At 62.0% G+C, this 22,890-nt stretch carries 20 protein-coding genes; 17 read left to right on the top strand and 3 right to left on the bottom strand.

The genetic code is table 11. From position 1 onward, the window contains the following. The first annotated feature begins 60 nt into the window (after positions 1-60). The 5 genes from alaS (at position 61) to AC0V2Y_RS18595 (ending at position 7,003) form a co-directional block, all read left to right on the top strand. Complete coding sequence (gene alaS, locus AC0V2Y_RS18615; protein WP_475414301.1) at positions 61-2,673, top strand: alanine--tRNA ligase; 2,613 nt, start codon at positions 61-63, stop codon at positions 2,671-2,673. Between the two features lie 237 nt (positions 2,674-2,910). Beyond that, the gene (locus tag AC0V2Y_RS18610) at positions 2,911-3,138 is read left to right on the top strand and encodes a sulfurtransferase TusA family protein (RefSeq protein ID WP_010395510.1); all 228 of its coding nucleotides are present in this window, start codon (positions 2,911-2,913) and stop codon (positions 3,136-3,138) included. Between the two features lie 256 nt (positions 3,139-3,394). Beyond that, positions 3,395-4,144, top strand: a complete 750-nt coding sequence (locus AC0V2Y_RS18605; protein WP_475414302.1) for an electron transfer flavoprotein subunit beta/FixA family protein — start codon at positions 3,395-3,397, stop codon at positions 4,142-4,144. Between the two features lie 42 nt (positions 4,145-4,186). Continuing rightward, positions 4,187-5,119 (top strand): electron transfer flavoprotein subunit alpha/FixB family protein, encoded by a 933-nt coding sequence (locus AC0V2Y_RS18600; protein WP_034781780.1) that lies wholly within the window; start codon positions 4,187-4,189, stop codon positions 5,117-5,119. 93 nt (positions 5,120-5,212) lie between these two features. Then, positions 5,213-7,003, top strand: a complete 1,791-nt coding sequence (locus AC0V2Y_RS18595) for an acyl-CoA dehydrogenase (protein ID WP_475414303.1) — start codon at positions 5,213-5,215, stop codon at positions 7,001-7,003. Between the two features lie 135 nt (positions 7,004-7,138). On the opposite strand, the gene AC0V2Y_RS18590 is transcribed toward AC0V2Y_RS18595, so the two are convergent. Further along, entirely contained in the window at positions 7,139-7,765 is a 627-nt protein-coding gene (locus AC0V2Y_RS18590) for a glycine zipper 2TM domain-containing protein (RefSeq protein ID WP_070221856.1), read from the bottom strand. 136 nt (positions 7,766-7,901) lie between these two features. Continuing rightward, a complete protein-coding gene (locus AC0V2Y_RS18585; protein ID WP_475414304.1) occupies positions 7,902-8,336 on the bottom strand; it encodes an NINE protein in 435 nt (144 codons plus the stop codon). A 277-nt stretch (positions 8,337-8,613) separates the two neighbouring features. Between AC0V2Y_RS18585 and rpsP the strand changes: the two genes are divergently transcribed. The 10 genes from rpsP (at position 8,614) to AC0V2Y_RS18535 (ending at position 15,994) form a co-directional block, all read left to right on the top strand. After that, positions 8,614-8,865, top strand: a complete 252-nt coding sequence (gene rpsP, locus AC0V2Y_RS18580; protein WP_076567307.1) for a 30S ribosomal protein S16 — start codon at positions 8,614-8,616, stop codon at positions 8,863-8,865. Positions 8,866-8,878: 13 nt separating this feature from the next. Then, on the top strand, positions 8,879-9,436 hold the full coding sequence (gene rimM, locus AC0V2Y_RS18575; protein WP_475414305.1) for a ribosome maturation factor RimM: 558 nt from the start codon (positions 8,879-8,881) through the stop codon (positions 9,434-9,436). Between the two features lie 50 nt (positions 9,437-9,486). Then, complete coding sequence (gene trmD / locus AC0V2Y_RS18570) at positions 9,487-10,233, top strand: tRNA (guanosine(37)-N1)-methyltransferase TrmD (protein ID WP_326459618.1); 747 nt, start codon at positions 9,487-9,489, stop codon at positions 10,231-10,233. Between the two features lie 134 nt (positions 10,234-10,367). Next, positions 10,368-10,751, top strand: coding sequence for a 50S ribosomal protein L19 (gene rplS, locus AC0V2Y_RS18565; protein WP_035825414.1), 384 nt, complete (start codon positions 10,368-10,370; stop codon positions 10,749-10,751). 80 nt (positions 10,752-10,831) lie between these two features. Then, positions 10,832-11,491 carry a CoA pyrophosphatase gene (locus AC0V2Y_RS18560; RefSeq protein WP_099410619.1) on the top strand — a complete coding sequence of 220 codons (660 nt, stop codon included), beginning with the start codon at positions 10,832-10,834 and terminating at the stop codon, positions 11,489-11,491. A gap of 97 nt (positions 11,492-11,588) precedes the next feature. Then, the gene (locus AC0V2Y_RS18555) at positions 11,589-12,548 is read left to right on the top strand and encodes a CobD/CbiB family protein (protein ID WP_475414306.1); all 960 of its coding nucleotides are present in this window, start codon (positions 11,589-11,591) and stop codon (positions 12,546-12,548) included. A 224-nt stretch (positions 12,549-12,772) separates the two neighbouring features. Then, entirely contained in the window at positions 12,773-13,102 is a 330-nt protein-coding gene (locus tag AC0V2Y_RS18550; RefSeq protein ID WP_475414307.1) for a DUF3579 domain-containing protein, read from the top strand. A gap of 81 nt (positions 13,103-13,183) precedes the next feature. Continuing rightward, complete coding sequence (locus AC0V2Y_RS18545) at positions 13,184-13,633, top strand: CBS domain-containing protein (RefSeq protein ID WP_070221849.1); 450 nt, start codon at positions 13,184-13,186, stop codon at positions 13,631-13,633. 88 nt (positions 13,634-13,721) lie between these two features. Continuing rightward, a complete protein-coding gene (locus AC0V2Y_RS18540; RefSeq protein ID WP_475414308.1) occupies positions 13,722-14,540 on the top strand; it encodes a GyrI-like domain-containing protein in 819 nt (272 codons plus the stop codon). Positions 14,541-14,542: 2 nt separating this feature from the next. Beyond that, positions 14,543-15,994, top strand: coding sequence for a nitrilase-related carbon-nitrogen hydrolase (locus AC0V2Y_RS18535; RefSeq protein WP_475414309.1), 1,452 nt, complete (start codon positions 14,543-14,545; stop codon positions 15,992-15,994). 193 nt (positions 15,995-16,187) lie between these two features. Here the strand turns inward: AC0V2Y_RS18535 and AC0V2Y_RS18530 are convergent, their stop codons facing one another. Further along, positions 16,188-16,928 (bottom strand): GntR family transcriptional regulator, encoded by a 741-nt coding sequence (locus AC0V2Y_RS18530; RefSeq protein WP_034759852.1) that lies wholly within the window; start codon positions 16,926-16,928, stop codon positions 16,188-16,190. A 388-nt stretch (positions 16,929-17,316) separates the two neighbouring features. Between AC0V2Y_RS18530 and AC0V2Y_RS18525 the strand changes: the two genes are divergently transcribed. Continuing rightward, complete coding sequence (locus AC0V2Y_RS18525) at positions 17,317-20,001, top strand: TonB-dependent receptor (protein WP_475414310.1); 2,685 nt, start codon at positions 17,317-17,319, stop codon at positions 19,999-20,001. Positions 20,002-20,177: 176 nt separating this feature from the next. Beyond that, a complete protein-coding gene (locus AC0V2Y_RS18520) occupies positions 20,178-22,877 on the top strand; it encodes a TonB-dependent receptor (protein ID WP_475414311.1) in 2,700 nt (899 codons plus the stop codon). Positions 22,878-22,890: the final 13 nt, after the last annotated feature.

Genomic DNA, 22,890 nt, shown 5'->3' with positions numbered 1-22,890 from the left:
GCACCCCATATCACGTATAATCTTCCCTTTAAAGCTGCCGCCACTCTTTGCCAAAAAAACATGAAATCATCTGAAATCCGCGACAAGTTCCTCAAATTTTTCGAATCCAAGGGCCATTCCATCGTCCGTTCCAGTTCCCTGGTGCCAGGCAACGATCCGACCTTGCTGTTGACGAACAGCGGCATGGTGCAATTCAAGGATGTGTTTACGGGCACGGACAGCCGTCCGTACACGCGCGCCACCTCGGTGCAGCGCTGCGTGCGCGCCGGCGGCAAGCACAACGACCTGGAAAACGTCGGCTACACGGCGCGCCACCATACCTTCTTTGAAATGCTGGGCAACTTCAGCTTCGGCGACTATTTCAAGCGCGACGCGATCCAGTACGCATGGGAACTGTTGACCAAGGTGTACGGCTTGCCGGCTGACAAGCTGACGGTCACCGTCTACATCGAGGATGACGAAGCGTATGACATCTGGGCCAAGGAAATCGGCGTGCCCGTCGAGCGCATCATCCGCATCGGCGACAACAAGGGTTCGCGCTACGCCTCCGACAATTTCTGGCAGATGGCGGATACGGGCCCATGCGGCCCATGCACGGAAATCTTCTACGACCACGGCGCCGACATTCCTGGCGGCCCGCCGGGCTCGCCTGACGAAGACGGCGACCGCTTCATCGAAATCTGGAACCTGGTGTTCATGCAGTTCAACCGCGACGAAGCGGGCGTCATGCACAAGCTGCCGAAGCCGTGCGTCGACACGGGCATGGGCATGGAGCGCCTGGCCGCCGTGCTGCAGCACGTGCATTCGAACTATGAAATCGACCTGTTCCAGCACCTGATCAAGGCTGCCGCGCGCGAAACGGGCGCCACCGACCTGGAAAACAAGTCGCTGCGCGTGATCGCCGACCACATCCGCTCCGCCGCCTTCATGATTGTCGACGGCATCATTCCGGGCAGCGAAGGCCGCGCCTACGTGTTGCGCCGCATCATCCGCCGCGCCCTGCGCCATGGCCACAAGCTGGGCCAGACGAAACCGTTCTTCTACAAGCTGGTGGCCGATCTGGCCATCGAGATGGGCGGCGCCTATCCGGAGCTGGAAGAGGCGAAAGAAAACGTCGCCAACATGCTCAAGGCCGAGGAAGAGCGTTTCGGCGAAACCCTGGAAACGGGCATGAAAGTGCTGGAAGCGCAGCTGGCCAAGGATGCCACCGGCATCGACGGCGCCACCGCTTTTACTTTGTACGAAACCTACGGCTTCCCGCCGGACCTGACGGCCGACATCTGCCGCGAACGCGACATCACGTTCGACCAGGTGGGCTACGATGCGGCCCTGAAGGAAAGCCAGGAGCTGTCGCGCAAGGGCGGCAAGACGCACAAGGACAGCAAGGTCGAGTACACGGGCGAGAAAAACACCTTCGTCGGCTACGACCAGTTGACGTTCAGCAGCAAGGTCGTCGCGCTGTACGCGGCCGGCACGCCGGTGCAGGAGCTGAAGGCGGGCCAGGACGGTATCGTCGTGCTCGACACCACGCCGTTCTACGCGGAATCGGGCGGCCAGGTGGGCGACCAGGGCGTGATCGCCTCGGGCGCAGGCAGCTTTGCCGTCAGCGATACCCTGAAAATCCAGGCCGACGTGTTCGGCCACCACGGCGTGCTGGAATCGGGCGTGCTGAAGGTGGGCGACGCCGTCTCGGCCGAAGTCGACACGGCCAAGCGCGCGCGCACGATCCGCAACCACTCGGCCACGCACTTGATGCACAAGGCCTTGCGCGAAGTGCTGGGCAGTCACGTGGCGCAAAAGGGCTCGCTGGTCGATCCGGACAAGACCCGCTTCGACTTCAGCCACAATGCGCCAATGACGGTCGAGCAGATCGCCGCCGTGGAAACGATCGTCAACAAGGAGATCCTGGAAAACCGCGCCACGCAAGCCCATTTGATGTCGTTTGACGACGCCGTCAAGCATGGCGCGATGGCCTTGTTCGGCGAGAAGTACGGCGACGAAGTGCGCGTGCTCGACATCGGCAGCTCGAAAGAGCTGTGCGGCGGCGTCCACGTGCAGCGCACGGGCGATATCGGCCTGTTCAAGATCATCGGCGAAAGCGGCGTGGCCGCCGGCATCCGCCGCGTGGAAGCGGTGACGGGCGAGGGCGCGCTGGCGCTGGTGCAAACCATCAACCGCCGCCTGGTCGAAGCGGCCAGCGCCCTGAAGGCGCAGCCGGAAGAATTGACGGCCCGCATCGTCCAGGTGCAGGAACACGTGAAGGCGCTGGAGAAGGAACTGGCCGCGCTGAAATCGAAACTGGCCTCGGGCCAGGGCGATGAGCTGGTCACGCAAGCCGTCGATGTCAACGGCATCAAGGTGCTGGCCGCCGTGCTGGACGGCGCCGATGTGGCCCGTTTGCGCGAAACCATGGACAAGCTGAAGGACAAGCTGAAGACGGCCGCCATCGTGCTGGCCAGCGTGGCGGACGGCAAGGTCAGCCTGATCGCCGGCGTGACGGCGGACGCGACTGGCAAGGTCAAGGCGGGCGAGCTGGTGAACTTCGTTGCACAGCAAGTGGGCGGAAAAGGCGGCGGACGCCCTGATATGGCGCAGGCCGGCGGCACCGATCCGAGCGGCCTGGCGAACGCCCTGGCCGGTGTGCCGGCCTGGGTCGGCGAACGCGCGAAATAAGGCGTAAGCTAGAGGGCATGCGGGGTTTTCGCCCCACAGCCCCTTGAAAACGGCCCGCAGACGATGTTTGCGGGCCGTTTTGCCGTGTGGAATCTCGTTGTGACACCACAACAGCCGATGAACTATTTTGGTGCAGCGCGTCAATGCCCCTGATTTAGAGTAGTATGTCGAAAATCAGTACAACAAAACAATGGTGGGATATTGATGATGAGCGACACACTACTTGATACCGAGATTATGGAATTTCACAAAGAACTCGACGCGCGGGGCTTGAATTGCCCGTTGCCGATTCTGAAGGCGAAAAAGGCTTTGTCAGAGCTGCAGAGCGGGGAAGTGCTGCGCATCATGGCAACCGATCCCGGTTCCGTGCGCGACTTCCAGGCTTTCGCCAAGCAAACGGGCAATGCCCTGCTGTCGCACGTGCAGACGGGCACCGAATTCGTCTTCCTGATGCAACGTAAATAATTCTGCCGGCCGGGGCCGCCGTGGCGCGGCCTGCCTGATACCTTGCCGTGTGCGTGACTTTTGCGTTCTTTTGCTGCCCTGCAGCGTAGCGGCGGACTCCCCTGAAATCCCAGAAGCTGCACAGTTTAGATGGATTGCTCTAACAAAAAATCGCACGATCGTGCTTAAATTCGGTTCAGGATTCAAATTTCTCTTATAATCGAACGCACAATCAGCACTTGATCCGTCATTTTTATAATTTCCCAAAGGCATAGCTATGAAAGTCTTGGTACCCGTCAAACGCGTGGTCGACTATAACGTCAAAGTCCGCGTCAAGAGTGACGGCACTGGCGTCGATACCGCCAACGTCAAAATGTCGATGAACCCTTTCGATGAGATCGCGCTGGAAGAAGCGATGCGCCTGAAAGAAGCCGGCAAGGTCACTGAAGTGGTCGCCATCTCCTGCGGCGTGACGCAGTGCCAGGAAACCCTGCGCACGGCCATGGCCATCGGCGCCGACCGCGGCATCCTGGTGGAAACGACGACCGACCTGGAACCGCTGGCCGTGGCCAAGCTGGTGAAATCCCTGGCCGAGAAAGAACAGCCGCAACTGATCATCCTGGGCAAGCAGGCGATCGATGACGACAGCAACCAGACCGGCCAGATGCTCGCTGCCCTGCTGGGTTGGCCGCAAGCCACGTTCGCTTCGAAAGTCGTGCTGGAAGACGGCAAAGTCACCGTCACGCGCGAAGTCGACGGCGGCCTGGAAACCCTGGCATTGACCTTGCCAGCGATCATCACCACCGACCTGCGCCTGAACGAGCCACGCTATGTGACCTTGCCGAACATCATGAAGGCAAAGAAAAAGCCGCTCGAGACCGTCAAGCCGGAAGACCTGGGCGTCGATGTCGCGCCACGCCTGAAGACCCTGAAAGTCGTCGAGCCAGCCAAGCGCTCGTCCGGCATCAAGGTGCCGGACGTCGCCACCCTGGTCGCCAAGCTGCGTACCGAAGCCAAAGTCATCTAAGCGCGGCCTCGCCGTTTATCCAGAACAATTACAGGACACATCATGGTCGCATTAGTTATTGCTGAACACGACAACGCTACCTTAAAGGGCAGCACCCACCACACCGTGACCGCGGCTGCCCAGTGCGGCGGCGACGTGCACGTGCTCGTCGCAGGTTCGAACGCCTCGGCTGCCGCCGCTGCCGCCGCGCAAATCGCCGGCGTGACGAAAGTCATCGTGGCCGACGCGCCATATTTTGCCGACGGCCTGGCCGAAAATGTGGCCGAGCAAGTGCTGGCCATCGCCGGCAATTACAGCCACATCCTGGCGCCAGCCACCGCCTATGGCAAGAACATCCTGCCGCGCGTGGCCGCCAAGCTGGACGTGGCGCAAATCTCGGAAATCACCAAGGTCGACTCGCCTGACACCTTCGAGCGCCCGATCTACGCCGGTAACGCGATTGCTACCGTGCAATCTGGCGACAAGATCAAGGTCATCACCGTGCGCACCACCGGTTTCGACGCCGCTGCCGCCACCGGCGGTTCGGCTGCCACCGAAACCGTCGCCGCCGTCGCCGACAATGGCAAGTCCGCCTTCGTGGGCCGCGAACTGGCCAAGTCCGACCGTCCTGAACTGACCGCCGCGAAAATCATCGTGTCGGGCGGCCGTGGCATGGGTTCGGCCGAGAACTTCCACATCCTGGAACCGCTGGCCGACAAGCTGGGAGCCGCCATGGGTGCCTCGCGCGCCGCCGTCGACGCCGGCTTCGTGCCGAACGACTGGCAAGTGGGCCAGACGGGCAAGATCGTTGCGCCATCGCTGTACATCGCCGTCGGCATCTCGGGCGCGATCCAGCATCTGGCCGGCATGAAAGACTCGAAAACCATCGTCGCCATCAACAAGGATCCGGAAGCACCGATCTTTGCCGTGGCCGACTACGGCATCGTGGGCGATCTGTTCGAGATCGTGCCGCAACTGGTCAAAGAACTGGGCTAAGTCGTACCCACATTCGGTTTTGTATATTGCAAAGCCACGCCGGCCCGCCCCACACGGCGAGCCGCGCGTGGCTTTTTTCTTGGAGAAAAGAAGATGAGCTATCAAGCCCCGCTGAAAGACATGTTGTTCGTGATGAACGAACTGGCCGGCCTGGCCGAAATCCATACTTTACCCGGCTGTGAAGACGCCACGCCCGACACGGCCGAAGCCGTGCTGGAAGAGAACGCCAAGTTCTGCGGCGGCGTGGTGGCCCCCTTGAACGGCCCCAGCGACAAGGAACCGAGCTTCTGGCACGACGGGCAAGTCACCACCTCGAAGGGCTTCAAGGAAGCCTTCAAGGCGTATGGCGAAGCGGGCTGGCAGGGCGTGCAGCATCCGACGGAGTTCGGCGGCCAGGGTTTACCGAAGCTGCTGGCCACGCCGTGCATCGAAATGCTCAACTCGGCCAGCATCTCGTTCGCTTTGGTGGCCCTGCTGTCCGACGGCGCCATCGAGGCGCTGCTGACGGCCGGCAGCGACGAACAGAAAACCACCTATTTGGAAAACCTGGTGTCCGGCAAGTGGACGGGCACCATGAATCTGACGGAGCCGCAGGCGGGGTCCGACCTGGCCGCCGTGCGCACGCGCGCCGTGCCGCAGGGCGACGGCACCTATAAAGTGTTCGGCACGAAGATTTTCATCACGTACGGCGAGCACGACATGGCGGAGAACATCGTCCACCTGGTGCTGGCCCGCACGCCGGACGCACCCGCCGGCGTGAAAGGCATTTCGCTGTTCATCGTGCCGAAGTTCCTCGTCAACGCCGATGGCAGCCTGGGCGCGCGCAATGACGCGCACTGCGTTTCCATCGAACATAAACTGGGCATCAAGGCCAGCCCGACGGCCGTGTTGCAGTTCGGCGACCATGGCGGCGCCATCGGTACCCTGGTGGGCGAGGAAAACCGCGGCCTCGAATACATGTTCATCATGATGAACGCGGCCCGCTTCGGCGTGGGCCTGCAAGGCATCGGCCTGGCCGAGCGCGCCTACCAGCAGGCCGTGGCCTTCGCCAAGGACCGCGTGCAGTCGCGCGACCTGGCCGGTTCCGCCGGCCCGGTGTCCATCATCCACCACCCGGACGTGCGCCGCATGCTGATGTCCATGCGCTCGCAGACGGAGGCGGCGCGCGCGCTGGCCTACGTGGGCGCGGCCATCAGCGACGTGGCGCACCACCATCCGGACGCCGAGGTGCGCGCGGAAAGCCTGGCGACGTATGAATACCTGGTGCCCGTGATCAAGGGCTGGGCCACGGAAATGTCGCAGGACGTCACGCGCGACGGCGTGCAAGTGCATGGCGGCATGGGTTTCATCGAAGAGACGGGCGCCGCCCAGCATTACCGCGACGCCAAGATCCTGACGATCTACGAAGGCACGACGGCCATCCAGGCGAACGACCTCGTGGGCCGCAAGACGGTGCGTGACGGCGGCGCCGTGGCGAAAGCCATCATCGCCCAGGTGCGCGCCACGGAAGCCCAGCTGGGCGAGCTCTCCGGCGCCGACTTCCAGGCCATGCAGCGCCACCTGGCCGAAGGCAGCGCCGCGCTGGAAGCCGTGGTCGAGTATGTGGTGGCGAACATGAAGACGGACATCAAGGCCGTGTTCGCGGGCAGCGTGCCCTACCTGAAGCTGGCCGGCATTGTGCTGGGTGGCTGGCAAATGGCCCGCGCGGCCATCGTGGCGCAGCAAAAGCTGGGCGAGGGCAGCGGCGACGCTTCGTTCTACAAAGCAAAAATCGCCACGGCCCGCTTCTTTGCCGACCACGTCCTGTCGCAGGCGCCCGGCTTGCGCGCCACCATCATCGACGGCAGCGCCGGCGTGATGGCCTTGTCGGAAGAGCAGTTTTAAGTTGAAACTTGGCCGGCGCTCGCCGGCTGAATGCAAAAAAAGCGCTGGAGATCACTCTCCAGCGCTTTTTTTAACCACAAAGACAAATGCTGGGGTCAGACCCGCCGGGTCTGACCCCAGATTTACTCTGCGTTCCTAGCGACGGGCGATGCCGTTGCCGGAATTGCGTACCAGATCGCCGGCCGCCAGGCCAGGGTCCTGGTCAAACGCGAAATCGGCCTTGGCGCCCGTTTCGTATTGCACGGTGACGGTCCATGTCTTGGCGTTCTTCATGTGGCCTTCGACTTGCTTGCCCGCGTAGGCGCCGCCGGCGGCACCGGCCAGGGTGGCCAGGTCCTTGCCGCGTCCGCCGCCCACCTGGCGGCCCAGCAGGGCGCCGGCCACGCCGCCGCCGATCATGCCCAGCGCGCCGCCTTCACCCGCTTTTTCAGTGACGTTGACTGCCAGCACCTTGCCGCAATCGGCGCAAATCTGGTGCTGCGGCTGCTTGGAAGGCTGGCTGGCGTAGGAATTGCCCGCTTTTTGCGCGGCCTTGGCGTTGATGATCGCCTGGTCGTATTCGCCCTTGGCGTCGCGCAGGCATTGCATGCGGGCTTTCGAGCTGCTTTCTTCTGCGCACAATTTCTTGTCGTCCGCGTAGCGCGTGTTCGCCTGTTTCGTGTCGTACGCGTATTGCGCCTTCGGCGACAGGTTTTGCGCGAAGGCGGAGGTGCTGAACAGCGCCGTGACGGCGACTGCGAGGATGAGTGGGCGACGAATCATGATCTTCTCCTAGGGGGTGTTAAATGTGCCAGTAATGTCGGCATTGTGAATGCAGTATAGAGGAAAATCATGATTGCTTACCAACACTTACATGTGCGTGCGGCGGGGGCTCTCTGATGCCATTCCCACACGGAAATTAACCGTAGGCGCCGCCCGTATACAGCAAGTCGAACAGGCGCGCCATGGTGGCGATCAGCACGCCTGCGCCTAGCATCAAGGTAGCGACCAGCACCACGGCCAGCGGCCAGCCCGTGTCCGACAGGCGGCCTGATGCGGCGTTGTAGCGGGCATCCCACTTGTCGTCCGGCATCAGGCCCAGGACCAGCGCTTCCAGGAAGCCGCCCAGGGCGGACAGGGTCAGCGGCAATATCTGGTAAAACCAGTCGGCCTCGGGAAACAGCTGGTGCAGCAGCACGCTGGCGGGCAGGGCGGTCAGGTGTAGCCAGCCCCAGCGGTCTTTGGCGCCGTGCAGGTAGAAGCGGTGCGCGCCCAGTGTGCCCAGCAAAAAGGCCAGCAAGGTGGTGAATGCCTTGTTCTTGTGCGACTGTTGCAAAATGGTAGCGGTGGTCATGGGACTCCAGAGTTGCTCATCAGTAAAGATTGCCAGTATCGGCCATTGCCTCGCACAACGATAGCACTTTCCTGTGGCGTTTATGCAATGATTTCGCGTGAGTTCACGCCATGGCCGGCACGATAGGCGCAGACGCCTATTGCGTCTTCGGTCATGACTGGTCATAATGTTTGATTAGCCCAAATTACACGCCCGTCATCATAACGCTTGCTGCCTGGCGGTAAAGCGCGCTATAATTTGCGGCTTTTTCCGCCTCAGCACACTTTTTGGAAATATTATGGTCGTTATTCGTTTAGCTCGTGGAGGCGCCAAGAAGCGCCCGTTCTTCAACATCGTCGCTACTGATTCGCGCAATCGCCGCGATGGTCGCTTCATTGAGCGTATCGGTTTTTACAACCCGATGGCGCAAGGTGGCGAAGTTCCACTGCGTATCACCGCAGACCGTCTGGCCTACTGGCAAGGCGTTGGCGCACAATTGTCGCCAACCGTTGCTCGTCTGGTTGCCAGCAACGGCAAAGCAGCAGCTTAATTAGATCACTGGTTTGACGGTCAAGACTGCATCCGGGGTGAAAGTCCCCGATGACCTGGTACAGGTAGGCTATGTCTCCGGTGCCTATGGCATTGCTGGCGGGGTCAGGATCACTCCTTTCTCCGACGATGCGGATGCATTATTAAGCGTCAAAACCTGGTGGTTTGATAAACCGACCTTGCATGATGTTCAAGTCAGGCAAGCGAAGTTACACGGCGGCGACGTCGTGGCCCAGCTGGTGGGTGTGGTCGGGCGGGATGCCGCAGAAGCGCTGAAAGGCGTCTCTGTGCAAATTCCGCGTAGCCATTTCCCGACGCTGTCGGCCGATGAATTTTATTGGTCCGATCTGATCGGACTGACAGTCGAGAATTTGCAAGGCGAGTGCCTCGGCACAGTGCACGATATGATGAGCAATGGTCCGCAGTCGATCTTGCGCGTTACGCCCGTCGCCACTGCCGATGAGACCGTTGAAAAGGCGCCTGAGCGCCTGATCCCGTTTGTTGGCCAGTTTGTCATTCACGTTGACAAGGCTGCCAGCAAGATCACGGTCGACTGGGGCCTCGATTATTAAACCGCCTGCGCATAACTTTGCGCCGGGCAAACGTTGCAGGATGGTGAACGATGCAATTTGATGTCGTGACCCTGTTCCCGGAAATGTTTGCCGCGCTGACGCAGTCGGGTGTGACCCGGCGCGCCTTCGAGCAGGGGAAATGTGGCTTGTCTTTGTGGAATCCCCGTGATTTCACGACCGACAATCACCGCACCGTGGATGACCGCCCGTATGGCGGCGGCCCCGGCATGGTGATGATGGCCCGTCCCCTCGAAGCGACAATTAATGCCGCGAAGCAACGTCAGACCGAACTGGGACTGGCGGCGCCCCGCGTGGTGTTCATGTCGCCGCAAGGCCGTCCGCTGACGCATGCGCGCGTCACGCAGCTGAAAGCCGAACCTGGTTTGGTGATCCTATGCGGCCGCTATGAAGCCGTGGACCAGCGTTTGCTGGACCGGTGCGTCGACGAGGAAATCAGCGTCGGCGACTTCGTCTTGTCGGGCGGTGAATTGCCTGCCATGGCGCTGATGGATGCGGTGATCCGCCTGTTGCCGGGTGTCTTGAACACGGAGGCATCGGCCATCGAGGATAGCTTCGTCAATGGCTTGCTCGATTCGCCGCACTACACGCGGCCGGAAACATATGAAGGCATGGCCGTGCCGCCCGTCTTGATGGGGGGCAATCATGCCGAGATCGTCAAGTGGCGCCGCCAGCGCATGCTGGAAGCGACCGCGACCAAGCGGCCTGACCTCTTGGTCAGTGCGCGCGCCGCCGGCTTGCTCAGCAAGGCCGATGAAAAATTCCTGGCCAGCCTGTAAGTCGTTTTCGGACGGCAAGCAGGGTGGCCTTGCAGTGCCGGGCATGTTGCCCAAATTGGTAATACCCATCCTCTACCGGGCGGATAGTACGCTATCCACAGTGCGCCGGCATGATGGTTTTCGGAGTTATAAAAATGGACTTGATTCAACAATTAGAGCAAGAAGAGATCGCCCGTCTGGGTAAATCGATTCCTGACTTCGCACCAGGCGATACCGTTATCGTCAGCGTCAACGTAGTCGAAGGCACGCGCAAGCGCGCCCAGGCTTACGAAGGCGTCGTTATCTCCCGTCGTAACCGTGGCCTGAACTCGAACTTCATCGTTCGCAAGATCTCGTCCGGCGAAGGCGTCGAGCGTACGTTCCAACTGTACTCGCCGCTGATCGCTTCGATCGAAGTGAAACGCCGTGGTGATGTTCGCCGCGCCAAGCTGTACTATCTGCGTGAGCGTTCGGGTAAATCGGCGCGTATCAAAGAAAAATTGCCAAACCGCCGCGTTGTGGCGAAAGCAAGCGCGTAATATCAGCGTCTGCGTTGGGAAAAGGGGTACCGTATTGGTGCCCCTTTTTTTATTTAGAATTGCTAATGGGACAAGCTGCCATGGCCACCATCGCATTTGATCCAAAACAACTCGCCATCGATTCGATCGCCGGCGAGGCGGCGCTGGACGCCGTGCGCCTGACGCCGGACTGGCTGCGCCAGCGCCTGGCCGAACAGCCGGACTGGCAGCCCGAGATCACCCAGGATTTCCTCTCCGCCCGCGCCGTGCCCGTGCGCGCCGCCGTCCTCATTCCCCTGGTGCAACGCCCACAGGGCCTGACCATCTTGCTGACCATGCGCACGGACCACCTGAGCAGCCATGCGGGCCAGGTCAGCTTTCCCGGCGGGCGCAGCGAGCCGTTCGATGGCTCGCCCGTGGCCACGGCCCTGCGCGAAACGGAAGAAGAAGTGGGCCTGGCGCGCGAGCATATCGAAGTGCTGGGCTGCTTGCCCGACTACCTGACGGGCACCGGCTACCAGGTCAAGCCCGTGGTGGGCCTCGTGACGCCGCCGTTCGAACTGCGCGCCGACCCGTCGGAAGTGGCGGAAATCTTCGAGGTGCCGCTGGCTTTCCTCATGGATGGCATCAACCATCAGCGCCTGTCGGTGGAATTGCCCGGCGGACGGCGCTCGTTCTACGCCATGCCTTACGAGCGCTTCTATATTTGGGGCGCCACGGCCGGCATGCTGCGCAATCTGTTTCACCTGCTGCGCGCGTAAAATGGCGCCGCGCACGTAATAAGTTTGATTCCAGCACGGCACTGCGCTATCGTAGCGGGCATTGCGGTATTGCTGAAAAAGACAAAAAGGACGTTTGATGACATTTCTCTCCATACTTTGCGCATTGCTGATCGAGCAGCTCAAACCTTTGCGCGCGGATAATCCCATCTACGCCGAAATCAAGAGCCTGGCAATGCGCATGGAGACCTGGTTCAATGCCGGCCACGCCAGTCATGGCCGCATGGGCTGGTTCCTCATGATCGGCGCGCTGATGGTGCCGACGGCGGGCGTGTACTGGATCTTGCTCCACTACCAGCTGACCCTGCTGGCCTTTGCCTGGAACGTCCTCATCGTCTACCTGACCCTGGGCTTTCGCCATTACAGCCATTACTTCACCTCGATCCAGCTGGCCTTGAGCGCCGGCGACGAAGCGACGGCCCGCACCTTGCTGGCCGATTGGACCAAGCTCGACACGGTGGGCATGGAAGCGAGCGAAATCGCCCGCATCGCCGTGGAAAAAGCCCTCGTCACCACGCACCGCAACGTGTTTGGCGTGTTCTTCTGGTTCCTCATGCCGCTGGGCCCTGCCTGCGCCGTGATGTACCGCGTCGCCGAATACCTGGCGCGCGCCTGGAACGAACCCGAGCACATGCGCAATGAAGCATTCGGCCAGTTCGCCGCGCGCGCCTTTTACTGGATCGACTGGATCCCCGTGCGCCTGACGGCCGTCGCGTTTGCCGTGGTCGGCAATTTCGAGGACGCCATCTACGCCTGGCGCAATTTCGCCCAGCGCTGGCAGGACGAGGCCATCGGCATCATCCTGACGGCCGGCGGCGGCGCCATGGGCGTGCGCCTGGGCACGCCAGCGGAAACGGCCGCGCGCGTGATGGTCACGCCCGACATGGCCGTCGATGACAGCGACAGCGAAAGCGATATCCTGCCCGGCGAAGAGCCGGGCGCGCGCGCCTTGCAGAGCACGGTGGGCCTCGTGTGGCGCGCCTTGCTGCTGTGGATGCTGTTGCTGCTGTTGATGTCGGGCGCCGTTTTCCTCGGCTAATGCGGGCGCACACGCGCCATCCATGCGCCTTGCGCGTGGAACAAGGTTAAAATAGGGGCTGGCGCGCAAGGCGTGCCGGCCCCTGTTTGCATCGCCAGGGCAGATCGAGGTAGAACCCAAGTCTTCTATAAGATATAATACTGCCTTACCGCAGCAAACGTAGTTGACTACCAGCCCGGCTTACCCGCCGGGGCCATTCACGCAATCCAGTCCCGACAAGCCACATGGCCGAGTTATCTCAAAACGAACTCTCAGACGAGTTCTTCATCCTTGGTCTCACCAGCAATGGCAAGCAATTCCGACCCAGCGATTGGGCCGAGCGCCTTTGCGGAGTGATGTCCTGTTTCAATCCCGACGGCGGCGGGCGCAATGCGCACCTCCAGTATTCGCCCTACGTGCGCCCGACCGTGGTCAACGGAGTCAAGTCGGTGGTGGTCAATACCAAGCTGCGCGAGATCGAGCCGATGGCGTTTCACTTCGTGCGCGAATTTGCCAAGGATAACGACTTGCAGATCGTCGAAGCCTGCTTCCTGCCGCCCCCCGAAGAAAAGTAAGTCCGTTTCAATTGATGTGCCTCAAACCCGCCCCGGCGGGCTGGCGTAGCGTGGACACTCTGCCTCAAACGGAGTGGCGACATGCGCATCGGCGACATCTGCACCCTGCATACCATCCATTGCCAGCGTGACACCAGCGTGCAGGACGCGGCGCTGCTGATGCGCCAGCACCACGTGGGCGACCTGATCGTGGCCGAACAGCCGAACGGCGAACGCGTCCCCATCGGCATCCTCACCGACCGCGACATCGTCATTTCCGTCATCGCCCTCGGTCTCGACCCCGCCAGCCTGCTGGTGGGCGACATCATGAGCGCGCAGCTGCTCACCGCCAGCGAAGACGAAGACGTCTACGACATCATCGAACGCATGCGCGTCAACGGCATCCGCCGCCTGCCCGTGGTCAACAGCCTGGGCGCGCTCTCCGGCGTCGTCAGCATCGACGACCTGCTGGCCTTCCTGGCCCAGGAAATGGCCGAGCTGGCGCGCATCAGCAGCGGCCAGCTCGTTCACGAAAAGCGCACCAGAAAATAGGAAGCGCTTGCCGGTTATTGCGCAATTCCGGTCAAGCCACGGCTTGCTGAAAATGCTACAGTCGCTGCTCGTTCAACGGGAAGCGCTCATGCACTATCTGGCCAAGGCACTCTGGTATATCGAATCGCATTTTGCGGACGATCTCTCGCTCGGCGATATCGCCCAGGTGGGCGGCGCTTCGCCCTGCCACCTGACGCGCGCGTTCGGCCTGGCCACGGGCCACTCCGTGATGCGCTATGTGCGGGCGCGCCGGCTCAGTGTCGCGGCGCACGCGCTGGCGCAGGGCGCACAAGACATCCTTGCCGTCGCCCTGCAGGCCGGCTACAGCTCCCATGAAGCCTTTACGCGGGCCTTCCGCGACCAGTTCCACATCACGCCGGAAAAGGTGCGGGCCCAGCGCCACGTCGCCAGCCTGGCGCTGGTGGAGGCCATCAAGATGGATGTGGCGCCGGGCGAGCCTTTGGCGCCGCCCCGTTTCGAGCAAGGCCCCGCCTTGCTGCTGGCGGGCCTCGTCGAACGCTATTGCGCGGAAACGTCTGCCGGTATTCCCGCCCTGTGGCAGCGCTTCCTGCCCCACGTGGCGCCCGGCCAGCTCGTGTATGGCGTGTGCTGCAACAATGACGACGCGGGCAATTTCGACTACCTGTGCGGCATGCCGTTCAGCGATTTTTCCCAGGCGCCCGATGGCTGGACGCGGCTGCGCATCGCGCCGCGCCGCTACGCCGTGTTTCATCACCGCGGGCATATTTCCACCATCCGCGCCACCTGGCATACCGTATGGAACGAGTGGCTACCCCAGTCCGGGCTGGAAGCGGCCGATGCGCCCGACTTTGAACGCTACGACCGGCAATTCGATCCCGTCAGCGGCATCGGCGGAGTGGAAATCTGGCTCCCCTTGAAAGCATAAGCATGCTCCACACCTTGTCTGCGCCGGTTGCCGGCAGTAGCGCGCTGCGCCAGCGCCTGTCGCAAATCGCCGCCGCGCTGGCGGCGGGCCTGCCCCTGTACTGGGTGCTGGGCCCGCAGCCGCTGGGCCCGCTGGCCTGGTGCGCGCCGCTGCCCGTGCTGTGGCTGGCCCTGCGCGCGTCGCGCCGCGACGCGGCCTGGATGACGTTTCTGGCTGCCGTGCTGGGCCTGTCATCCAACTTCAGTTATTTTCGCCTGCTCATGCCCTTGCCGGCCGTGCTGGCCGTGATCGTCGTCAAGGCACTGTTGTGGCTGCTGGTGGTGCTGGCCACGCGGCGCCTCGTGCTGCGCTACCGGGCGTCGTGGACGGTGCTGGCGTATCCCGTGCTGTGGGTGGCCATCGATACCCTGATGGCGGCCTTGCTGCCCGATGGTAACTGGGGCAGCCTTGCGTATTCGCAAGCGGACAATGTTGCCATATTGCAGGTGGCGGCCCTGGCGGGCGTGCCTGGCCTGCTGTTTCTGCTGTGCCTGGTGCCGTCCGCGCTGGCCTTGCTGCTGGCCGGCGGACGCGCGTATGCGCCAGCGGCGGGCGCGGCCGTGTTGCTGCTGGCGGCCGCGTTCGCCGCTGGCGCCTGGCGCGTGCAGGGCGCACCAAGCCCAGGCGGGCCACTGGCGGGACTGGTGGCCATCGACGACTTCATCGGCCCGGCCACGCCGCCGGCGCGCGCGCAAGCCGTCTGGGACCAGTACGCGCGCCACATCGAACAGCTGGCCGGGCAGGGCGCCCGGCTGGTGCTGTTGCCGGAAAAGATAGCCGTGCTGGCCCCCGCGCAGGCGGATGCCGTGCGGCAGCGCTTCCAGGCGCTGGCGCGCGGCACGGGCGCGTGGATCGTCCTGGGGATCGGCGTGCAGGACGCCGCCGGCCGGCGCAACCTGGCCTGGCTGTTCGCGCCCGATGGCGCCGCGCCGGTCAGCTATCAAAAACATCACCTGGCGCCGCCCGAGCGCGAGTTTCTTGCTGGCAACGCGTATGCCGTGCAGCCCGTGGCGGGGCAAGCCATGGGCCTGGCCATCTGCAAGGACATGCATTTCGCGCCCCTGGGACAGGCGTATGGCGCGGCCGGGGCGCAGGCGATGCTGGTGCCGGCCTGGGATTTCCAGCTGGACGGCTGGATGGGGGCGCGCATGACGGTGGTGCGCGGCGTGGAAAACGGCTATGCCGTGCTGCGCGCGGCGCGCGAGGGGGTACTGACGGTCAGCGACGCGTATGGCCGCGTGCTGGCGGAGCGGGCCAGCAGCGCCATGCCGGGCAGCACCTTGCTGGCGCCGTTGCCGGCACACCCGCCCGTCACCACTTGGGCAGGATGGCTGGGACCGCTGTTCGGCTGGCTGTGCGTGGCGCTGGGCGTGATGTTGCTGTGCGCGGGACGCCGCGCCGCGCCCGCTGCCTGACGGGGAATGTCAGGCTTTGCTGCAATGCGCAAAACCGCATTGCGCGGCGCTTTTTATATTTGCCATAGGCTGGCTACATAATCGCCGCCGATGAATTCACCATTGCCGTGCATATATAGTCGGCGCTGCCGGAATATATATTGCACTGCAATAAGTGGTGTTATCTGGTATTCGTGAAATGGGGCGATTGGTATTAATTGGTACTTAATTCAGCCACGAAGTCATACATATCGCCGCGGAAGTAGGAGCGGCAAAATTCCACGGCGCGGCCGTCGCGCAAAAAACCCAGCCTTTCCACCGACAAGCCCGCGTCGCCTTCCTCCGCCTGCAGCAAGCTGGCCTGCTCCCCCGTCAGCAACAAGGCGCTGAGGCGCTGCAAGGCGCGCACGGGCCGGTTGCCCGCCTGTTCCAGCGCGTCGTACATCGATACGTCGACGGCGTCGAGCGCCGGCAGGCAACTGGCGACGATGGTCGCGTATTCCAGGCACATCGGCACCTCGTCCGCATAGCGGATGCGGTGGAAGCGGTATACGGGCGCGCCCGGCGACAGCCGCAGGCGCAAGGCCTCTTCCGGCGTCACCGTGCCCTCTGCGCGCTTGAGCCACACGCTGCGCGGCGTGCGTCCGCGCGCCCGCATGTCCTCGGAAAACGAGGTCAGCTTGGCGAAGTTTTTCTCGATGCGCGTATTGATGAAATTGCCCGAGCCGGGGCGTCGCACCAGCAAGCCTTCGTTGACGAGGCCATCGATGGCCTTGCGCACGGTGATGCGCGAGACGGCCAGGTCGCTGGCCAGCTGGCGCTCGGCCGGCAGGGCTTCGTCGGGGCCGAGGATGCGCTTGTCGATCGCTTCGCGCAGCGCGCGCTGCAGTTGCTGGTACAGGGGCAGGCTACTCGTCTGCCCCAGGCCTTGCATGATGTGAGCCAGGGTTGTCATACGCTGAGGGTCTCCGTTACGGCGCGTTGCAGACGCGCTCTGTATCTGTTTTGTGTCGCTGGATAATACCAAAAAAGACCGTTGTAAAACCAATTTGAATTATCAGGCCGGCAATTTATGTCTGCCCTCGCTGGTATTTAGCCCGGCCGTACGGGCTACGAATTGATTCAGGTGAAGTGGTCTGTGTGATTCAAGCAACGTTATAAAAAAAAAGTTGCAACTGGTAGTATTCTGGTATTGGATAGTAGTATATTGGCGTTGAATTGGTTTTGTAAGTGGTTGTGCCGAAGGGTCTGCAGCATGCCGGCGAGAGTGGGCGGGCTGGAAAGAAGACCTACGTTAAAAATGAAAAGGCTCCAATCCTGGAGCCTAAATCAAGGGGGAGTACATGAAACGCAATTTGACACCTGCAGCTGCCGTCGTGAAATCCGGTTCGCGTAGCCGTACGCCGATCGCTGCGGCCGTTGCCGTGATGGTCGCCGGTCTGTCCTTTTCGGCGCAGGCGCAGGAAGCGCCCGCCGAAGACGTGGCCACCGTGGTGACGGTGACCGGCGTGCGTGCCTCGCTGGAAAAATCGCTGAAGCAAAAACGTAATGCGGATTCCGTGGTGGAAGTGGTGACCGCCGAAGATATCGGCAAGATGCCGGACCGTAACGTGGCTGACGCGATCCAGCGCCTGCCAGGTGTGAATACCCAATCGTCGGCCGGTGGCGAAGGCGGCTTCGGCGAAAACGACCGCGTCAGCCTGCGCGGCACCAGCCCCAGCTTCCAGCAAACCCTGTTCAACGGCCATGCCATCAGCACGGGCGACTGGTTTGTCTTGAATCAATTTGGCGGCAACGTGGGCCGCAGCAGCAGCTTCTCCTTGCTGCCATCGGAGTTGGTGAGCTCCGTTGTCGTGCATAAGAGCGCCACGGCTGACCTGCCTGAAGGCGGCGTCTCGGGCGTGATCGACGTGATCACCCGTCGTCCGCTGGAATTTAAGAACCAGATCACGGCCGAAGGCTCGATCCAGGCTTTCCATAATGACCTGGCCGGCAAGACGGACCCGCAGTTCTCCGGCCTGGTGAACTGGAAGAATGACACGAATACCCTGGGCATCATGGTGCAGGGTTTCTCGCAAAAATCGACGGTGCGCCGCGATGGCCAGGAAATCCTCGGCTATACGCCGATCTCCGCTACCAGCAATGCGGCCTTGGCCCATCCTGAACTGGCCGGCGTAAAAGTGCCGACCTTTATCGGCGCCAGCCTGTTCGAGCAAAAGAAAACCCGCGAAGGCGGCGCATTCGACATCGAATTCAAGCCCAGCAAGGACCTGACCCTGGACGTGAACGGCTTCTATTCGCAGCTGAAGGCACCGCATCAAAACACCAACTGGCTGGCTGCACCGGCCAACTCGGTGAACAGTACCAACGATAAAGGTGTCTCGACCGGTCAGGTGCCGACCAACTACACGGTCAAGAATGGCACGCTGACAGGCGCCACCTTCGCAAAAAACTCTGGTGAAGTCGACAATATCTACCGTCCTGATGCCGGCGGCGAGTCGTACTACCTCGATTTCAACTTCAAATACCGCGCCACCAAGGACCTGACCCTGACCGGCAAGCTGGGCAAGACCCATGGCGTCGGCTATGACCGCGACGATGTGTACTACCAGAACAACGTCGATGGCGGCATGGTGTATCAATTGAATGGCATGAGCCCGGCCAGTGTTTCCTATCCGGGCGGCACCACCACCAAGCCTGGCTCGACGGCATGGGCCGGCGGCGGCGAATCGCGTTCCGTGGACCAGGAAAAATATGCCCAGATCGACGCGGAGCTGCGCCTGTCGTCGGGTATCTGGGATTCCGTCAAGTTCGGCGGCCGCTTGACCGATCACAAGCGCGATGCGGAGCATCCGTTCGAAACCCGTCCGGGCGACCTGGGCTTCTCCAATCCTGGCCCCGTGTGGAATGGCACGATGTACCCGAGCGACTTCGCCAACAACCTGGGCGGCAACCTGTCGAGCAACTACTTCAAGTACGACGGCTCGGCACTGGGCGCGTGGGGCGCGGCACCGGGCAACCGCCTGTTCGACTACGTGCGTCGCCATAACTGGACCGACGAATTCAAGCTGAAGGAAAAAACCTCGGCTATCTATGCCATGGCCAACCTGACGGGCGACAACTGGAGCGGCAACTTCGGCCTGCGCGCCGTTCACACCAAGCAGTCGACCCTGGTGAACCAGGCCGGCGGCCCGATCACCGGTTCCGACTGGGGTGCCTACTCGCAGCATCTGTATGAGCGCAGCTACAACGATTTCTTGCCTAGCGCCAACATCAAGTTCGATGTGCGCAACGACCTGGTGGTGCGCGCCGCCGTGGCCCGCACCATCGCCCGTCCCGACTACAGCGCGCTTGGTGGTTCGGTATCGCTGAACGACGATGCATTGAGCGGCAGCGGCGGCAACGTCAACCTCAATCCGGTGAAGTCGGATAACGCCGAAGTCAGCGCCGAATGGTATTTCGCACCGAAGTCGGCCTTCTCGGTGGGCCTGTTCTACATGGACCTGAAATCGGTCGTGTCGAACGGTACCGTCAACGCTACCTACTTCAACAGCAAGCGCAATGCCAACGCCGTGTACCAGATCACGTCGCCATTCAATACCAGCGGCAAGAACAAGGGCGCTGAGTTCAGCTATCAGCAACCGCTGTTCGGCGACTTCGGCATTTTGGCCAACTACACCTATGCCGATGGCAAGCTGGACAATGGTGACGAACTGGTCAACGCATCGCGCAGCACGTACAACCTGACGGCCTTCTACGAAGCCAACGCCCTTAGCGCACGCCTGGCCTACAACTACCGTTCGGCTTACAAAGCGGGAGTGGACCGTGGCGCCAGCCAGCACGTTGCCGGCGCCGGCGGCCTGGCCGGTTCGCTCAACTACAAGATCAACGAACACTTCACGATCACGTTCGATGCGCTTAACTTGACGAACACGACCATCAAGATGTACGCGGAAAACAAGGATCAGCCACGCGCTTTCTATAGCAACGGCCGTACCTTCTACCTGGGCCTGCGCGCCAAGCTGTAAACAAGACGATCTGGCCTGATGCGCACGCGTCTGGCCGGGTCTTCCTCGGTCTTTTCAAGGCAAGTTCCTGTTTCGGGAGCTTGCCTTTTTTTTCGGCGCCATGGCATGGCGCCTGCCGTCTGTACTCATATAAAACCGTCCCGCCATCTGCGGGCATACCTATAATCGAGGAGTCTATGAACAGTCGTTTGCATCCCGTATTACATCCCATCGCCGCCGCCGCAGCCTTGCTGTCCATGAGCATGGCTGCCCAGGCGCAGCAAGCCCCCATGCAGGAAGTGGTCGTCACTGGCATCCGCGCCTCGCTGGAGCAATCGCTGAGCCAGAAGCGCAACAGCGATTCCGTGATCGACGTCGTCAGCGCGGAAGACATCGGCAAGTTGCCCGACAAGAACGTGGCCGATGCCGTGCAGCGCGTGCCTGGCGTCAACATTTCCTCGTCGGCCGGCGGCGAGGGCGGCTTCTCGGAAAATGACCGGGTCAGCATCCGCGGCACCAGCCCCAGCCTGACACAAACCCTGATCAACGGCCACGCCGTGGGCACGGGCGACTGGTTTGTCACGGACCAGGTGGGCACTGTGGGGCGCAGCGTCAGCTTTGCCTTGCTGCCGTCCGAAATCGTCAGCCGCGTCACCGTGCAAAAGAGCGCGCAGGCGGACCTGGTGGAAGGCGGCGTGGCCGGCTCCATCAATATCGAGACGCGCAAGCCCCTCAGTTTCAAGCAGCCGTTCACGGCCGAGCTGGCCGTGCAAGCCATCTACGCGGACTTGCCGGGCAAGACCGATCCGCAAATGAATGCCCTGTTCAACTGGAAGAACGAAGCGAAGACCATGGGCGTGCTGTTCCAGGTGTTTTCCGAGAAGCGCCACGAACGCCGCGACGGGCAGGAATTCTTCGGTTATGGCGCCATCGACGCCAATAGCCCGGCCGCGCAAAAGCATCCGGAACTGGCCGGCGTGCTGGCACCGCTGGGCATCAACTCGGCCCTGTTCGAACAGGTGCGCAAGCGACAGGGCGGCAGCATCGACCTGCAATTCAAGCCGACGTCTGATTTGATGCTGGACGTCAACGGCTTCTATTCCAAGCTGGACGCAGCCAATTACAACCGCAGCTTTTATAACCAGCCCGGCGCCAACCTGAATGCCGTCGACAATGACGGCAAGCATGTGGGCGTGATTCCCAGCGCGTTTACGGTCAAGAACAATACCCTGGTGGCGGCCGACTTTCCCGCGTCGCAGTTTCCTGCCGCCAATTCCACCACGCCCTATAACGGCCAGCTGTATCCGGCCCTGGTCGATCAGATCTACCGCCCCGGCTCGAACTCGTCGACTGCGTATGTGGACTTCAACGGCAGCTACCGCGCCAGCGAGCGCCTGCGCATCACTGGCAGCCTCGGCTACACGCGCGGCATCGGCGAGACGCCCGTCGACCTCGGCTATGAGGCGGGCTTGACGGGCGTGGGCGTGTCGTACCAGCTGAACGGCCTGTCGCCGGCCAGGCTGAATTTCCCCGGTCTCGACGTTTCCAGATTCTCCAATGCGGTGACGGCATCGGCCTGGGGTTCCCATGTGGAAACCCTGGACACCGAGAAATATGGCCAGGCCGATGGCGAACTGAGCATGGATTACGGCGTGCTGGAATCGCTGAAGTTCGGCGCGCGCTACGCGGAACACCACCGCAATGTGGCGTGGCCGGAAAACCGCAGCTGCGCCGTGTGCGACGGCACGACGAATGCGCCCTTGCCGAAGTGGAATGGCGGCACCTACCCGGGCGACTACGGCAAGGGCCTGGGCGGCAATGCGCAGGGACGCTACTGGCAGCTCGATCCGGCCGACCTGGTGGCGTGGGCCAACAAGTACGACAATACGGGCGGCCCGAATTCGCGCAATTGGCCGGCCGAGCTGGACGTGAAGGAAAAGGATAGCGCGGCCTATATCATGGCCAATCTGGCGGGCAACAAGTGGCGCGGCAACGTGGGCGTGCGCGTGGTGCGCACGCAGCAGACGACGGTGACGAACGTGCCGGGCGGCGAGAACCCTATCGGTCAGGAAAATATTTTCGGCCCTTACACGCCCACCGTCGTCAAGCACAGCTACACGGATGTGCTGCCGAGCGCAAACATCAAGTTTGACTTGAGCAAGGATCTGGTGGCCCGCGCGGCAGTGGCGAAAACCATGGCGCGCGCCGACTACAGCGCCCTGGTGGGCGCCGTCAACCTGAACGACCAGTTGCTGACGGGAACGGGCGGCAATCCGGACCTGAAACCGATACGCTCGACCAACTACGACGCCACCCTGGAATGGTATTTCGCGCCGAAAGCCATGCTCTCCGTGGGCGCCTTTTATATGGACATGAAATCGTACGTGACGTTTGGTACGGCGCCCGTGAGCTACTACAATAATACCTTCAAGAAATTCAACACCTATGTGATCCAGTCGCCGACGAATATCGGCGCCAAGAACAAAGGTGTGGAACTCAGTTACCAGCAGGGCTTGTGGGGCGGTTTCGGCGTGGTGGGCAATTACACCTATACGAATGGCAAGGCCGACGATGGCGCCGCCGTGGTCGGCAGCTCGCGCGGCACCTACAACCTGGAAGGCTATTACGAGGACGAGCGGCTGAGCGCGCGCCTGGCCTATACCTACCGCTCCAGCTTCCTGGCCGGCCTGTTCAGCAGCTCGCCCCAGTATGTGCATGGCGTGGGCAACCTGGCCGCATCGCTCAACTACAAGATCGACGAGCGCTATTCGCTGACCTTCGATGTGCTGAACCTGAACAATCCGGTGCTCAAGTATTACGGCGCCAACCAGGACCAGCCGACGGCCCTGTATTCGAACGGCCGTCAATTCTATTTTGGCCTGCGTGCCAAGTTGTAGTTTTTTACCGGCT

This window comes from Janthinobacterium sp. BHSEK (assembly GCF_056174685.1).
Note: the sequence above shows the minus strand (reverse complement) of the source record. Positions and strands in the feature narration are given on the sequence as shown.